General features: G+C 56.1%; 11 protein-coding genes. 6 read left to right on the top strand and 5 right to left on the bottom strand.

Annotation, left to right across the window (positions count from 1 at the left end; genetic code table 11):
• Positions 1-561 (bottom strand): recombinase family protein (locus VM554_01325; protein HVJ07002.1); only part of this gene is annotated, 561 nt, incomplete at its 3' end.
• Positions 562-1,872: 1,311 nt separating this feature from the next.
• On the opposite strand from VM554_01325, the gene VM554_01320 reads away from it, so the two are divergent.
• Both VM554_01320 and VM554_01315 read left to right on the top strand, forming a co-directional pair.
• A complete protein-coding gene (locus VM554_01320; protein HVJ07001.1) occupies positions 1,873-2,430 on the top strand; it encodes a class I SAM-dependent methyltransferase in 558 nt (185 codons plus the stop codon).
• 822 nt (positions 2,431-3,252) lie between these two features.
• Positions 3,253-4,104 carry a hypothetical protein gene (locus VM554_01315; protein HVJ07000.1) on the top strand — a complete coding sequence of 284 codons (852 nt, stop codon included), beginning with the start codon at positions 3,253-3,255 and terminating at the stop codon, positions 4,102-4,104.
• A gap of 591 nt (positions 4,105-4,695) precedes the next feature.
• On the opposite strand, the gene VM554_01310 is transcribed toward VM554_01315, so the two are convergent.
• From VM554_01310 to VM554_01295, 4 genes are all read right to left on the bottom strand, one after another.
• Positions 4,696-5,895 carry an IS91 family transposase gene (locus tag VM554_01310; protein HVJ06999.1) on the bottom strand — a complete coding sequence of 400 codons (1,200 nt, stop codon included), beginning with the start codon at positions 5,893-5,895 and terminating at the stop codon, positions 4,696-4,698.
• Entirely contained in the window at positions 5,892-6,767 is an 876-nt protein-coding gene (locus VM554_01305; protein HVJ06998.1) for a site-specific integrase, read from the bottom strand. The genes VM554_01310 and VM554_01305 overlap by 4 nt, the downstream gene beginning before the upstream one ends.
• Positions 6,768-6,951: 184 nt before the next feature.
• Positions 6,952-7,542: a hypothetical protein gene (locus VM554_01300; GenBank protein HVJ06997.1), complete on the bottom strand. Its 591-nt coding sequence runs from the start codon at positions 7,540-7,542 to the stop codon at positions 6,952-6,954.
• A gap of 1,160 nt (positions 7,543-8,702) precedes the next feature.
• Entirely contained in the window at positions 8,703-9,908 is a 1,206-nt protein-coding gene (locus VM554_01295; protein ID HVJ06996.1) for a hypothetical protein, read from the bottom strand.
• 1,047 nt (positions 9,909-10,955) lie between these two features.
• On the opposite strand from VM554_01295, the gene VM554_01290 reads away from it, so the two are divergent.
• The 4 genes from VM554_01290 to VM554_01275 all read left to right on the top strand — a co-directional run bounded on the left by VM554_01290 (position 10,956) and on the right by VM554_01275 (position 15,664).
• Positions 10,956-11,885: a DmsE family decaheme c-type cytochrome gene (locus VM554_01290; protein ID HVJ06995.1), complete on the top strand. Its 930-nt coding sequence runs from the start codon at positions 10,956-10,958 to the stop codon at positions 11,883-11,885.
• Positions 11,886-11,901: 16 nt separating this feature from the next.
• Positions 11,902-14,166 (top strand): hypothetical protein, encoded by a 2,265-nt coding sequence (locus VM554_01285; protein ID HVJ06994.1) that lies wholly within the window; start codon positions 11,902-11,904, stop codon positions 14,164-14,166.
• 184 nt (positions 14,167-14,350) lie between these two features.
• Entirely contained in the window at positions 14,351-14,887 is a 537-nt protein-coding gene (locus VM554_01280; protein HVJ06993.1) for a superoxide dismutase family protein, read from the top strand.
• Positions 14,888-15,109: 222 nt separating this feature from the next.
• Positions 15,110-15,664 carry a superoxide dismutase family protein gene (locus tag VM554_01275; protein HVJ06992.1) on the top strand — a complete coding sequence of 185 codons (555 nt, stop codon included), beginning with the start codon at positions 15,110-15,112 and terminating at the stop codon, positions 15,662-15,664.
• Positions 15,665-15,723: the final 59 nt, after the last annotated feature.

The raw sequence follows: 15,723 nt of genomic DNA, 5'->3' as shown, positions 1-15,723 counted from the left end.
TTCGAGGATCAGAGGAGCGCGCACCGGATCCGGCTCTATGTTGGCTCCGGCCTTGCTCTGAACGTTGAGGTAACCGAGCGGCGCCCGCCACGGGACGCGGCCGGCAGCAACCGCATCCCGTTTCCTGACACGCTGTTTTTCGGAGTGGGCGTCGGAAAAGTACTGGTTAAAAGCTCCGAAGATGTTTGCTGCCAGCTTTCCCGCCGCTGTCTCATCGATGTTGCTTTCGAAGGTAGACCGCAACCGGACACCGCTGAGACCCAGGGCGCCGATTGCCTCGGCTTGGTCCAGATGATTGCGGGCAAAGCGGCTGAGATCCTGGACCACGACATACCGCACATTGTTGCGAGCGGTCTTACAGAACGCCAGCATGCGTTGAAACTCGGGCCTGTCGCTGGTGCGGCCAGACTCGCCCCTGTCTATGAACACATGCAATACGTTCAGGCCCATCTGCTGGCAGTATGCCCGGCAGCGCTTCTCCTGGTTCTCCAGATTATGAGGATCTTCCGCCTGCTCCTTCGTTGATACCCTCAGATAGATAACGGCGTTTTCACCTCTCAAAGATCGTTGGACCTTCATCACTCTGCCGCCTCATCACAGGTAGACCGTAGCTGAGAGAATATCCACCGGCGTCTATCGTCTATGACCCCCATGTTCAAGGCGAGCTTAGCTTGCTCACCGTTGAAGAAGTTCTTGTACAAAACCGTTTTCTCCATGTTGACCTCGTACTCGTTCCGATCCGGACGTTAATCAATGTTCTTGTTGACCAGTGTCAGCCCCATCCTTTCGCAGTATGCCCGGCACTGTCTTTCTTGACCCTCCAAGCCAAGAGGTTCGTCTGCCTGTTTGTTCTCAGGCCCTTGCTGCAGAGAGGTGTGGTTCTTACTGCCTTTGTTCTCCGTGATCTCGGCGTTCTGTGTTTGTTGGTTGGAGGACACTCTCACGTAGAAGATAGCTTTCTCCATATTGATCTCCAATCTGTGTCAGTTAGGCTGCTTGTTGACCGGGTTCCAAAGCACGTCGCTTTTGGTCCGGGGTCATCTCTAGGAAGACGCAGGCGAAGATCTCGATTAGCTCGGATTCAGCTATGGTCTTGCTCGGACTGTCATCATGCTTGTCCTTCAAACTTGTCGCCCCCGTTAACTCTGTTGCGGGGGCATAGCTCTTGCGACAAACCTCAGGTAGCTTACATTCGCTCATAGATACGTCTCTGCGCTCAGATTTCAGTTCTGAATTCACGAAGCGCGTTGATCCTCCTCAGGAAAAATTTGTCGAGATCGCGCGGATACGCTGATGCCCTGCTCCTTGGGCCACGGCATCTCCGATTGCGTCTCGGCAGCTGTCTCGGTGCGCTGGCGTAAGTCATCTCCTTTCGTGTGCGCCAGTGCAGGAACATAAGGGTCTTGTTTGCAAGATTGGGAAGCAGATCGTTTGAGGCCGTTACGGTCGTATGGCAGAGACTGTAGCGGGAACACTGCCGCCCGCCAGGTAGATCAAGCGAACAATTCCCATATTTTCTGGAAGAAACAGCTAAACTTCCGAGCGAGACCGTTCGGGCCTAAAATCTTGATTCAGTTTTCAAAGATCCGGAAATGCTGGGCCTGGGCTCAGCTGTGCCGGCGCAAGTCTAAACATCGCCGCACATATGTATTATCGGCATATACCACTGGTATATAAATTACGAAGGTAATACTCGCTTTCTCGAGTAGTTGCTGAGTGTGCTTGGGTTGCGTCTACTAGCCCGGAAGGCCGTTTCAACAGCTACAAGAGGCTGGTTAGTATGAAGGATCGGAAAGGGGAAAATGGCAAACGTGCCTGCGCCACGTCTGAGCGATTGTCAGCCTCCCCTTCTCGATAACGTAGAGTGAAGAGATGAAGATCGATGAGGCTGCGGCACTCATTCATACGCCCCTCGTGGAATGGGACCGGCCTCAATCCTGGTGTGATCTTGGCTCAGGGAGAGGAACCTTCACACGAGCCCTGGCTCAGCTACTCGCTCCGGGCAGCACCGTCTATGCTGTCGATTTCGACGCGAGCGCTCTGGAGGGAATTCCAGACCGGCACAAAGATGCAGAGATCCGCAAAATCGTCGGGGATATTGAGAGTTCAACTCTTCGATTGCCCACGGTGGATGGCGTCCTCATGGCGAACACTCTGCATTTCGTCCGCGAACAGCGGCCGCTGCTGAGAAGGCTTTTGACTGTGACCGATCGTTTCCTCGTCGTGGAGTACGAGCGGTCCAAGCCGAACAGATGGGGGCCCTATCCAGTTGGTTTCGAGAAGCTCAGTCAACTCTTCAGCGGGGTTGGAGTAGAGAGCATCGAGAGGCTGGCAACACGACCTTCACTCTTTGGCGGCACAATGTACTCTGCAGTGGCGCAGCGCCAACGGCCGAAGTTAGGAGAGGGACCGCACCTGCCTGTCGCGTGAGTCGAGAGTCGGGGCACCAACCTGCAGTGTTGCCTGCCAGGCATATTTTACGAACGTTCTGAGTTTTCGAATGGACGATCCTCCTGCGAAAAGGAGTGATCGGTCGCGCACGATTACGATTAGCCGGCCCGTATTCGAACACGCTTACGACGATCCCATCCGCAACCTAATCGAACTGCGTGAGGCTAATGCGCGGCTGAGCTTTGGTAATAGAAGGCTCCGTGGGGCGAGGCCAACATGAGGCTGCAGCCGCATCAACGAGCTAGCTGACCGTCTCTCCGACTTCTTCTTCTGAGGAGGCGGATGCGTCTCCGGATGCCTTATCCACGCCTTCCTCTGCTTTTTCTTCTGCGAGCGTGACGGCGGACAGCTAGACATTTGCACCTTTCAGCGTTGCTCAAGATTACTCTATATTGCCTTTTATAAATGGTTTACTTAATCCTAGTTGCCACAACTGAAATGTAGGGACTGCCCAGAATTTCGCTTCATTTTTAACTCTAGTCCCTACAAAAATCCCTACATCGAAAACGCCAATTTTCGGCATGATTCGAACCTCGCAAGCGATGAATTAATGACTCGACTGCAAGATCGCCAATGAGTGACTCGGCCTGTTGGCAACAGCTGAGATTCAGGTTGTTCATGAATCGCGGGACGTGGCCGACTTTTGAGTACAATTCGGTCGTAGAAGTCCAACACGGTAAGAAACTCGAATGAGAAAGCTTCGGGCTACATTGCCGAAAAAGATCTCAAGGTGCTGTTTTGCGTGATTGATTCCAATCGCCTCTAAAGCAACACTTGGCGGCGAGAACTTAGGAGAATTCAATGCCGGACAACACTCATGAGCGAGCCGCTGAAACAGCGAACGACCGCGACGGCGCTTCAGAACTCTTCGAACCGCTTAACAAGCTTAATGATCTGACCAGATTCTGGAAGACTCGCAATGCAATTTTAACTGAGGAGCCGTTGTTCGATTATGGCAAGCAAAGGCTAGAGAAGGAAGGACATCTAGGGCCTTGGCAATTCAATCTATTACAAAGCACGATTTGCGGGCTTCCGGCGATTGTTCTCCCGCTTGCTGTTCGCGTGGTGAAGCATCTGGTCGGTCTACCCATCCCGACGGACGAACCAGAAACGTTAGACAAGATTTCGGAAATGGTACAAACCTTTTCCGTGCCATTTATCCTCATGCTTTCGGCATATGTCATCGGCAGAGCAAGCCTATGGAAGGGGGACAGGAGCCGAAGCTCGCGAACACACGCTGCCCGAGCGTTTCTCTACCTAGACGGCGCATACGGCTTCTACCCACAGCTTGCCGTATGTACAGCCTTCACGCTCTTCCTGTTGGCACCTGAAGTACCCCCCATCCGTTCGTTCTGGTTTTGGGCCTCCATCTGGCAGCTGTATATATACATGAAGACTATTCCGGTGCAGCTCTTTCACGTGGTTGGATATGCGAACGCGGATAGAGTCCTATCGCCTAACATCCCAGTAACGCTTTTTCCGCCAGAAGATAAGACTTCGAGAGCGAGTACGCTCTCCCGACCCGATCCCCCTCTTTGGAAGTATCGCCTCAGCGTGCTTCTCGTTATTCCAATATTGAGCGCTCTTGTACTAGCAGTCATCACGGGCATCTCTCTCGCACTACACGCGCTAATAGTACGTTTGACTGGGTGACCTCGCGTGTGCCCCAAGTCTCGCATCTTAGACCCTGGGCTCCGCAGCGTCGCACCTCTCGGTTTACATCAAGCAACGCGTCCGGAAGTACTCCCGAAACTTACTCCCTTCAGAACAGGGAGAAACACACTTCGCGGCACACGGCCAAACCATTCACAGAACGGGCAATCCGCTCGCAAACCCGAATAGGTCTCTGAAAACAGGGATCGGTCCCGCGATCTCGCGCGGCTTGCCGACGAGTGCCAAATCTCTAGTGCCGTATCGACAGCGCTCCGCAGGCAGGGATTCCTCGAGTTCGGAGAAGCTTCCGGCGGAGCGGTGTTGGTACGGCGATTTGCGCTAAGCCGCTAGCGCGGTGGATGTATGGGGATTGGATGGACTCTGCAGGGAGCCGATGCGGCCGATTCCGCGAGGGATCCGTTGGTGCGGATGCCTGGTTGGGTGCTCATCAAGGGCAGTCTCGACTCGGGTTGTGTTTGCGCTCGCTTCGCTGACGGATGGCGAGCTGTTTCGAAGCGCACGTTCGCGAAGGGCTGATGGAGATGCCGTGAGCGCGCCTGATCGAGTTGGCATGAAAGTGAGCATCGATTCTCAGGAGGAGTCGACGGCTGCAGGGTGAGTTGGAGTTATGCTGCCGATCTGCTGACCGGCGATTGCACGGGCCACGACCTGGAGAGTCCCGCATCGACACTGGGGGCAGGCTCGGTTCAACGCGGATCGCTGTCGCTCGTCAAGCAGTCTGGTGAGGTCGGTCTGCGTGGAGCGGAGATGAGCTCGGCATAGGGCCAGCGCGCGCCGTCGGTTCCGGTTGGCAAGCAGGCCGAAGTGCCGAATCTTCACGAAACCGGAGGGCAGGACGTGGAGAAGGAAGCGCCGGATGAACTCGGTAGCCTCGAGCCTCATGGTGCTGCTGCGGTTGCCGTGCCGCGAATCGCGCCAGCGAAAGCGCACCTGACCGTTCTCGATGCTTATCATCCTTCCGTTAGAGATGGCGACCCGATGCGTGTAGCGTGCCAGATACTTCAGCACATGCTCGGGTCCGCCGAAAGGAGGCTTGGAGTAGACCACCCACTCCTTCCGTCTCAGGCTTCCGAGCAGCGAGTAGAAGGTGCGCGGGGAGGACAGTGCAGCTACCTTGCCGGTGAAACATAGCTCGCCGCTGCGGTAGCTTCGCTTCAGAAAGCTGAGCAGCTTGCCACGGAACATGCGGCTGAGCACGCGCACTGGGAGGAAGAAGCCGTGGCGTCTCGTAGCCACCCAGTTGGAGTGATCGGGAGCCAGCCCCCCAGCAGGGATAAGACAGTGCAGATGGGGATGGAACTGGAGGTTCTGACTCCAGGTATGAAGAACGGCAAGGATGCCTATGTGCGCGCCAAGGTGCCGTGGATCCGCGGCGATCTCCAACAGGGTCTCGGAAGCTGCGCGAAACAGCATCGAATAGAAGACCTTCTGGTTGCGCAGTGCGATGGGCGCCAGTTGTTCCGGGACGGTGAAGACTGCGTGGACGTAGGACACCGGCAGCAGGCTGGCAGCCTGCTTGAGCAGCCATCGATCGCGCGCTGAAGACTGGCACTTGGGACAGTGCCGATTGCGGCACGAGTCGTATGCCAGCGTTTCGTAGCTGCATCGATCGCAGCGTTCCAGATGAGTGCCCAGCCCGGCTGTGCGGCACAGACCGATATCGCGCAGCACCTTCCGTTGCTGGTCCGACAGTGCGTGGCGCCAGCCTTGGAAGAACTGCTCCTGAAAACCGCGGAAGACATCGGCCACTTCGAGCCGATGTCCTGTCATGCTGTCCTGTGGCCTCCCTGCGCGGTTGGGCGCATCTGAATCGGCAGATCATCAAGCGGGCTTGGAGTGGAACGCAGCCGGGCTTCGGATACATGCAGGTATCGTGAGGTCGTCTCGAGATCGCGATGACCGAGCAGCAGTTGAATGCTGCGCAGATCGGTGCCCGCGTCCAGCAGATGCGTCGCGAACGAGTGGCGCAGCACGTGCGGGCTTAGCGGCTTCCTGATGCCCAACTGCTTGCGCAGCTTCTGACAGACGACACGAACTGCGTTCGCTTTAAGCGGCCCTCCCGGCCGTTTCCCTTGAAACAGCCACTCCTTGGGCTTGCGCCAGCGCCAATACATGCGCAGGATCTCCAACAGCTTCGGGGACAACATCACCTGACGCGGAAACTTGCCCTTGCCTTCGCGGACGTGGATCACCATCCGCTTGCTATCGATGTCGGTCACCTTCAGATCGAGCGCTTCCTGGCAACGGAGACCGGCGCTGTAGTACAGGGCGAGCAGCGCGCGATGCTTGGTGTTCATCTCCGCGTCCAGCAATGCGCGGACTTCCTCGCGGCTCCAGACGGTGGGCAGCTTGCGCCGTATCTTGGGCTTGATGACTTCCTGATCAAACCAAGTCTGCTTCAGCGTCCTCGTATAGAGAAACTTCAGCGCCGATCGCGCGCCCTGAATCGTTCCCCATGCAAGCTTGCGTTCGTTGAGCAGATGCAGCAGGAACGTGCGCACATGCTCAGGACCGAGTTGATCGGGTGACTTGTGGAAGTACTTCGCGAACTCGGCAACGGTGTGGGTGTAGTGGCGAACGGTGCGTTCGGAGAAGTTGCGCAGCTGGAGATCTTCCTGCATGCGCTGACGTAGATGAGTCATGGACACCTCCTCGGGTGTCCAACACTCTATCCAAATGCCACAAAGGCATCCCCTGCCGCGCTAGCGGCTTAGTGCAAATCGCCGAGGTGCTCATCGAGGCTGGCTGGATGAGCGCATTGGCCTGTTCTCACAACTTAAGAACATTTGGCAGGGAGCGGGCTACTCCCTGCAGGCCGACTTCTCATTACCCATTGATGGATGTAATCAAAGCATCCTCGCTCTCGTCTGCAGCCATATTCTTCAAGACGACATTCGATCTGTTCCATAACCACAACAAGCCACCACCCCACATCACGGAAACCAGGACCAAAAACTCGATTGCCTTTCCATACTGCGGGTATTCCATGCGGTGGAAGAAAACATCCGCCGTCAGCCACGCACACGAAATGCAGAACAAAATAAGAAGAAGTAACGCTGCTGTGCGCGCCCTCCACCTGTCCGCAAGAGCCTTCCGTTGAAAGATGGCGGCATAATCACGGACCGTCTCCGTCGGCGTGATCCGTTCTTTTCGCCATCCCATGAGAGCGAGAAAGAGTGCCACCAGCGTAGCCATCCACACCACTACCGCCCAGACGACAATCTCGCGGCTATGCATGAGCCGAGCCACAACTAAACTTCCACCGATCAGGATGAAACCGAAGACCACATTGGCCGCCAGCTTCAACGAGGAACGCATCTGATGCCGATGAATTGCCTTAGCCACATCGATTTCCCTTGTTGAGGTTTCGTCGGCTGACCATACTTCACTCCACGTCTCCATCTCTGGGTCGGACATCTTCACTTTCTCCTCATGCGTTCGCGCAAAGTAGCGCGAGCTCGGTTTAGTCGAACTGCCACATTGTTTTCGGTGATGCCAAGAACCTCCGAAATCTCGCTGGTGGAAAGCCCTTCCAGAGAGAGCGATATTGTCTGACGCAATCCGAGGGGCAACTCGCGAATCGCTCGGAGCAGATGCTCGCGCTCGGCCCCGACCATTCGGATTCCGGTCCATACCGGTCCTCCAGGTGGCGACATGCGCGCAGAAATCCGACCTCTGTAGGTGTCTGGTATTGATGCGCCTTGACCAAATGCAGAGATCCGCACCCGGGATCTGAACAATGCCATAGGGGGAGATGAAGAGTCGGTGGCACGATACGCCAATCTGCACTTTCCAGAAGTCCAAGCGGCCCCGAGAGAAGAGGGCCAACCTGGAACACTCCTTGGGCCGTTCCGCTAAGTAGATTTCGTACGTGATCCGCTTCCAAGAAATCCGTTCGATTTCCTTGATAAGTGTCTTGGAACTTATCGTACAACGTATGTCCATAGACATATGGCCAGCGTACGCCTCCGGAGTGAAGCATGCGACTGAGGAAAGTGACAATTCGTTCCATATCGCATCCAATGTCAATCAACACGTCCCGAAACGCGAACATTCGAAGCATCGTGAAGGCAGCAAGTCGAACTGAATCTAAAACCCCTTCTCTCTCGAGCTCAGATGCAATCGTTCTTCCTTCCTCGGATAGCACGACAGCGGACTCCCATTCATCCGTCAATTCAAAGTCCGCAGGATAGAATGCATTCTTGAGAAACCGAGAAATTGCAAATAAGCGAATAAGAGCTTCTGGGTTTGTTTGAACTTTAAGTCTGGCTTCAGCATCCACCTGCGATAACCATTGCATCATCGAAAACTCCCGTTCCTGCCCGACGAAGGTGTGTAGACTTCGTGTGCATGCAAATCAGGGTGCAACGTCGGAATTGTGGTGAGTTTATCATTTGGACGGATTGTCTGAATTCCTGCAGTTGGCAAACTGGAAGTCAAGTGGTTCGTATTGATTTGGCGGTTCACTACCCTTGGCTTCTCATACAGTCCCCCAAAGAATGATTCATCGCCAACTCACTCATGTAGGCGGTTTCTGTAGGCAAGGCAAGGTCGGAATGCCCCGATCTCAAATAGAGCTATTTTGCCAGTTGGGCCCGCCACCGATGGTAGGAATTCACCGAGATGCCGGCCTTTCCGAGCGCAACGTGCAGCAACTCGCCGCCACGGCGTGCATCGTCAATTTCTCCGAGAATGGCCGCCTTTTCCTCTATGGTGCGTACAGATCCGTGCCTTCTTATAGAAACGCGATTCAAAGGAAGAAACTCCACCAGACCAAATGCATCTCCGAAGCGCGTTGACCTCTTGCGCCATCGACGATAAGTCGAAATTGGAATACCGGCCTTCCAGCACGCCTCGTAAAGCGATAGGCCAGTTGAAACACCTTCAGAGATCCTCTTCGAAATCTTGATGATTTCTTCAAAGGAATATGCATTGCTTCTCCATTGTCTCTGTTGCTTTCCGACAATCTCGATTAAGGGTAACGGTGGTTGCTGCTGCGAAGGAAATCCGCTTGCCAACCTCTGCCAATGCCCGGCAGGCGGAATGGGAACATGTAGCTTCTTGCATCTTCTCCAGATCGTTGTGGTCAGAACGCCATAATCTTTCGCGACTTCTGACATCGGTTTACTCCAGACTTCCCGATACAATGCTTCCCGGTCATGAGCACGGATGAGCCGTTCCGAGACGCGCACAACCGAAAACCTTTCATCGGACAAGCCTTTCGCTGGAACAGCACCAGCATTCATTTCCACCTCAAGAACGGTCTGCCCCTCCACTTTCGAGAATTCATGAAGGGAAATGCAGTGCGAAGGGTTGGCCCCGGAGCGGTCCGATTCTGGAACACTATGAGATTGGGAATCGGGAGCAACTCCCCAGAGCTCCGCGTCAGCTTTTGCCGACTCAAATGAGCCTTGCTCAGTTTCCGGCCTCACGGACACGCCCACCTGAGCCTCGCACGCTACCATCTCGGAATGCGCTGAGTACCAGCGTCGGTACGTCTGGTAAGTAATTCCAGCGTTTCGGCAGGCTTGAGCCAGGTTCTTCCCACCTGAGACCTCCTGAGCCACCTGAGCCAAAATTTGCGCCCGTTCCTCAAGGACATAGCCACGGCTGTAGTCTCCCTGAACGAAATTAAGTTTAGGGAGTTCGGGGCGAGGCACCAGTTGTCGCGCTGAAGCACTCCTCTTCCAGTAACCTGCTGGCGGAGTCGGTACTTCGAGCCTGCTGCATGCTTTCTGTACGGCGCTAGCGGATACGCGATATTGGAGAGCCAAAGTTGTCATTGGGACCTCCCAGACTTCCTGGGACAGGCGCACCCGATCGTATTTGGCAGATGGTTTCCGGAGAATGCCAAAAGAGTCTCGAATAAAAGGTCGGTCTCCCCTTTCACTTTGAACGGGGCCGACGATGCTCTCATCCGTGGATGGTAATGTTCAAGAGTCCAGTCTTCTGTTGGGTATGGTTACAGTCGGTCCAGAATCGTCTGCAGGTATTGAAATCTCACCTGACCCTGACGGCTCTGTCGTTCGTAAATCTTGCTCATTGGCCCAGGACTGAGTTATCGAGGATTTCGGATCGCGCTCTGAGGAAGGCTTTGCCGTCAATAGAGTGTCGTAACCCAATACATCTCTCTCCAGCCCGGCGTCATTACCTACAGCCACGTTTGAGCCTGTGTCTGGTTTTTCTTTTAGAATCTGCATGATAGTCGCGTTTAATATTTCCAATTCTCGAGATTTAGCCGAGATTTGGTTCAAAATCTCAGTATTTTGGTCCACCAAAAAATTCAGCAACTTGCGGCATACGCTCCATCTCCTCCTCATTTTCTGTCGCCGTCATCCAGAGCGAAGCCAAGGACCCATCCCCTCCTTTGTCTCCCTTGAATCCCTCCAGCGCGTTCCGCATCGCTTCCATGCGAACGTGAGAGTAGTGCTTAGAGAAATGACTGGCATTCGTGCCAAAAAACTGATCCGAATGAGCCTCCTTGGCTCTTCGCGCCGGTCAAGAACTCTCCTACTTAAAAACTGCTTCGCAGGACCAAAGCAGGCGCTGGAAATGGCAATTGTTGGCGAAAGAAGTGCGCCGACGCCGGATTTCTCAGAGGTGATCCACCTTACCGGAATCTCCTAAAACCCCTCCCCATCGTGGCTCTTCAGACGCCTGGATCACAATCCGTTACCGACCAATGCTGTCGATCCTCACACGTCAGTCGCGATTCCCGTAAATGTTTTATTTTGTGTTGCTTATCACCTTTTTGCTCGAGCACGCCGAGTATGATGCGGGCAATTTCAATACAAGCTCGCTCCGTGAGGTGAATGCGCATGAGACGTGCCGTGCGTTGCATATTATTCGGGCTTCTTCTGTTGTCATTAGGGAGACCAGCGCCGGCTCAGCAAGCCAGCAAACAACTCAAACCTGGTGCCTCTCAAAGCGCGACTCAGGTCACTGCGACCGACTATGTCGGTTCCGAGACCTGCACTGCGTGCCATGAAGAGGTCTCGAAAAAATTTGGGTTTAACCCCCACGCCCGGCTCGCTCTCGAGCACGGCAGCCAAGGCGTCACCTGCGAAGGCTGCCATGGACCGGGCAAGGCGCACGTGGACGGCGGTGGCGACGTATCAAAGATTCGCTCATTCAAGACACTCTCCAAAAAGCAGTCGGACGAGGTTTGCTTGAGCTGTCACTCCGGCCAGCACGCCAACTTCGAGCGCTCCAGACACGCTAAGAACGGCGTGGGATGCCTGAACTGCCACAGCGTGCATCAGGCCACAAGCAAGGCCAATCTGCTTACGCTCGACCAGCCAAACCTCTGTTACACCTGCCACAAAAAAGAGCGGGCTGCCTTTGACCAGGCATTCCACCATCCGGTGAACAACGGCCAGATCAAGTGCTCGGATTGCCACGACCCGCACGGCACATTCCAGGACACGCAGTTGCGCTCGACCGCCGACCAGAGCGCGGTCTGCACGAAGTGCCACGCCGACACCGCCGGACCGTTCGCCTATGAGCACCCGGTCGTGAAGACGAGCGGATGCATGGCCTGCCACTCGCCTCACGGCTCGCCCAATCCGCGCATGCTGCGGGTGAGCAACGTCAACACGCTCTGCCTGCAGTGCCACTCCTCGGTCAATCTCGCCAAGTTCCCGAACGCCAGCTCCGAACAGGGCGGACCGGTGCATAACCAGTCCACGCAGTATGTCTCGTGCACGACGTGCCACACGCAGATTCACGGCTCGAACACGGCCTACAACTTCTTCCGGTGAGAAAAGGAGAACGGTAATGCGATCCAGATTTTGCCTGTCTATGTCCTCCCTGCTCTCCGGCTCTGCAGTCCTCCGGTGCTTCTCGGTCCTGGGAGCGGGCGCTCTTCTGTGTGCTTCGTACGCGGCGGCGCAAACACCGCAACCGGCGAAGGAAACCATTCGCGACGGCTTTGCCGTCCGTCAATCCATCGATTTCGGTGGCCGCATCGCCGATGAATCCGGCAGCCCGTCGATGTACGATACGCTGGTCAACCTGCACAGCGGCACGCGGATACTACAGCAGTCCCTGCAAATGGACGCGGTGCCTGGCGCTAAGCATTTTGGCTTGTACGACAGTCTCTTGCTGACGAACACGGGTTACGGCGGCGACCCGCAAAATGCCACAGTACTGCGCATGTCGAAGGGCAAGCTCTACGATTTTCAGGGATTCTTCCGGCGCAACCGGCAGTACTTCGACTACAACCTGCTCGATAATCCATTGATTCCTGCGGGAGTGACGTCGAATGGCTATACCTTTCCGCAGGTGCAGCATTCGCCGCATCTCTACAACACGGTGCGGCGGATGACAGACACCAACCTGACCCTCATGCCGCTCTCACGGCTCATCTACCGGGCCGGGTACTCGCAAAACATCAACCAGGGACCAAGTTTCAGCTCGATCCACGCCGGCGCGGAATCGCAGTTCCTGCAGAACTGGCGCAACAGCACCGACACATGGTTTGGGGCCGTTGATTGGAAGCTCCGGCCACGGACCATCCTCACGTTCCAGGAAACAATTGTGCATTACAAAGGCGACACGAACTACCGGCTCGTGACTCCTACTCTGCAACTGCCCAACGGCGGAGGCCCGGTCACGCTTGGCTATGACCAGGTCACGGTGCCTTCGTGCAACGACGGCAACCCACCCATCCTGGACAGCACCACCAACCCGCCAACGGCCAACCCCACCTGCGCCGGGCTGCAGCAGTTCACGCGCTACTCGCCCACACGGACCCTGTTCCCGACGGAGGAGTTCCGCTTCCAATCCTCCGACATCAAAAACCTGCAGATGAACGGACGTGTCCGCTACACCGGGGCGAGGATGAAGATGCCGCAGTTCAACGAAACCTTTTACGGGTTGGACAACTTCGGCATCCGTCGATGGAACATTACCGGATATTCCAAGGCAGAGAGGGTGAATGTTTCCGCCGATTTCGGAGCCGTGTGGCAGATCTCACCCCGATTTGCGATTTCGGAGCAATACGACTTCTGGAACTTCCGGCAGCCGGCGGACAACTACCTTTCCGAAATCGATCATATGGACGACGTGAATCCGAACACGCCGTCGATGGCCGATCCGGCCGGCGCACCGCAGCCAGCGGTAATTACCGCCGCGCACAACTTCCTTGGCCAGAAGACGGAGACCAACACCGTACTTCTGGAATGGAAGGCGACCAGCCGCGCAAACTTCTCCGTGGGCTATCGCTATCGCGCCCGCACCATCGGGTTCGCGATGCCGCTGGTCACCGACTTCCTTGCCAACGGAACTTCGTACACAGTGCCGATCCACGAAAACGGCGGCATCCTCGGGGCGATCCTGCATCCGACAAACCAGTGGTCGATCGACGCTACGTTCGAGGGCTCCTACGCCGACAACGCATACGTGCAACTTGACCCGCGCCAGACCTATCGCTATCAGGTTCACTCGATGTGGACGCCAAACAGCGTTGTTACGGTTAGCGGATCGTTCGACGATCTGGAGCGGTACGACAACCAGACCCTTGTCCATCACGCAGACCACAGTCGCAGTGGCGGCATCGGGGCGGAGGTCGCGTTCAGTGAACACTATGGGCTCAACCTCAACTACACCTACATGGACGCCTTCACCCGCACCGGGATCTGTTATTCGGCCTCAACTCCGCCGGCAGGAGCCTCTGCGACAGCACCGGCCGACTGCGGCACGAACACGTATCTCGGAACCGGATATTACGACGAACCCACGCAGTATGGCTCCATCGATTTCATGTACGCGCCAAACGCGAAGGTGAAGTCGCACTTTGGCTACCGCATGAATGCAGTGGACGGGACTACCGAGTCTCTCAATCCGCTGCAGGTTCCCGGTTCGCTTCGGTCGCAGTACCAGACGCCCTTCGTCAACGTACTTTGGATTGTGGCGAGGGGGGTGGGCTTCCGCGGCAACTGGGACTACTACGGCTATGGCGAGGGCGGTCCGGTCGGTCCAACGGCGCCTCGCGCCTTCCACACGAATCTCTACACCCTTGGCGTTCACTACGAGTTTTGAACGGCAAGGGAAACACGATCCCCCGGGGAACTCCTCGGGGGATTGCTGTCTGCACGGTAATCCTGCGTCAGTTGATCCCTTCACGGCCCACGAAGAATTCCGTCAAGAAGATGCACCTGTAACAATCGGGCGAGTATGCTGAATGCTCCGGGGAGGTTCGCTCTGCCCCCGCCTGCGAGGAAACATGAAACTAAAGCTGCTGATCGCTGTTTCTGCGGCATGTATGGCTCTGACTGCCGTCGCGAACGCCGCCTCAGCCCACAAGGTAGTGGTGAAGATGACAACTGCCGATGGCAAGGACGCCGGCACTGTGACCCTGGCTCAGCAACCGGAAGGGGTCGCCTTCAAACTCAATCTGCAGAATCTGCCGCCGGGCGAGCACGGGATCCATATCCACCAGAACGCCAAGTGCGATGCTCCGGACTTCAAATCAGCCGGTCCCCACTTCAACCCCTCCGGGAAGAAGCACGGCACCAAGAACCCGGCAGGCCCTCACGAGGGCGATGTTCCGGTCAATCTGACCGTGGGAGCGGATGGCACCGATAAGACTTCCTTTGAGATGAAGACCGTGTCGCTTAAGCCCGACGCTCCAGACTCCCTCTTTCTCAATGGCGGAACGGCGATTGTCATTCATGCCCAGGCAGACGATATGATGACCGACCCGGCTGGCAATGCGGGAGCGCGCATCGCTTGCGGCGTAATCACGGCTGCGGCAAAGTAGACGACAAGTTAGCGGTTAACATGCCGTCCTGAAGCACGAAAAGGCCGCGGAGCGTTTCTGCCTCCGCGGCCTTTTCGTGCTACGTGCTCAATGTAGGTTGAATTACCTAAAAATGAGTAGAAACCGAGCCAGACGAATTCTAGTGCTACCACGATATACCGTGAGTATGCTGAACTGAGTACGCCGGGAAAGATCCTCTGCAACCCGGGCTCGAGGATAGCCATGAAATTCAGGCCCTTGTTGGCTGTTGCTGCTGCCGCATTTGTTCTGCTACCTGCCGCCCTTCAAGCCGATCCTGCTGCGCCCGCCACGGCTGCACCTGTCACGGTAAAGATGAAGACCGCCGACGGTAAGGACGCCGGCACCATTACCCTGACGGAAAAGAAGGGTGGAGTCACCTTCACTCTCGACCTGATGAACCTGCCACCGGGAGACCACGCGATTCACGTTCATCAGTTTCCCAAGTGTGATCCACCGACGTTTGCCACCTCGGGCTTTCACTTCAATCCCAGCGGCAAGCAGCATGGGATAAAGAACCCGGCAGGCTCCCACGAGGGAGATATTCCCCTCAGCCTGAAGGTGAAAGCGGATGGCACCGAAAAGAGCTCGTTTGTCGTGAAGACGCTGTCGCTGGAGCCATCGGCGGCAAACTCCGTCTTCGCGAATGGCGGAACATCGATCGTCATCCACGAAGGAGTGGACGATATGATGACGGATCCAGGCGGCAACTCCGGTGCGCGCATCGCTTGCGGCGTGATCGCACCTCCCGGGGCGTAGACCCAATCGATCCAGTTGACCAGCAGGCCGAGCAACCCCGCAGGAGAGCCTGCCGGGCC

It is taken from the genome of Acidisarcina sp., assembly GCA_035539175.1.
Lineage (GTDB): Bacteria > Acidobacteriota > Terriglobia > Terriglobales > Acidobacteriaceae > JANXZS01.
The sequence above is the reverse complement of the archived record's forward strand: the minus strand, read 5'-3'. Positions and strand labels throughout refer to the sequence as shown.

What these genes read in the sequence shown, in the direction of transcription:
- VM554_01320 (HVJ07001.1), top strand. Translation starts at nt 1,873, where the DNA reads ATGAAGATCGATGAGGCTGCGGCACTCATTCATACGCCCCTCGTGGAA.
- VM554_01315 (HVJ07000.1), top strand. Translation starts at nt 3,253, where the DNA reads ATGCCGGACAACACTCATGAGCGAGCCGCTGAAACAGCGAACGACCGC.
- VM554_01310 (HVJ06999.1), bottom strand. Translation starts at nt 5,895, where the DNA reads ATGACAGGACATCGGCTCGAAGTGGCCGATGTCTTCCGCGGTTTTCAG.
- VM554_01305 (HVJ06998.1), bottom strand. Translation starts at nt 6,767, where the DNA reads ATGACTCATCTACGTCAGCGCATGCAGGAAGATCTCCAGCTGCGCAAC.
- VM554_01300 (HVJ06997.1), bottom strand. Translation starts at nt 7,542, where the DNA reads ATGTCCGACCCAGAGATGGAGACGTGGAGTGAAGTATGGTCAGCCGAC.
- VM554_01295 (HVJ06996.1), bottom strand. Translation starts at nt 9,908, where the DNA reads ATGACAACTTTGGCTCTCCAATATCGCGTATCCGCTAGCGCCGTACAG.
- VM554_01285 (HVJ06994.1), top strand. Translation starts at nt 11,902, where the DNA reads ATGCGATCCAGATTTTGCCTGTCTATGTCCTCCCTGCTCTCCGGCTCT.
- VM554_01280 (HVJ06993.1), top strand. Translation starts at nt 14,351, where the DNA reads ATGAAACTAAAGCTGCTGATCGCTGTTTCTGCGGCATGTATGGCTCTG.
- VM554_01275 (HVJ06992.1), top strand. Translation starts at nt 15,110, where the DNA reads ATGAAATTCAGGCCCTTGTTGGCTGTTGCTGCTGCCGCATTTGTTCTG.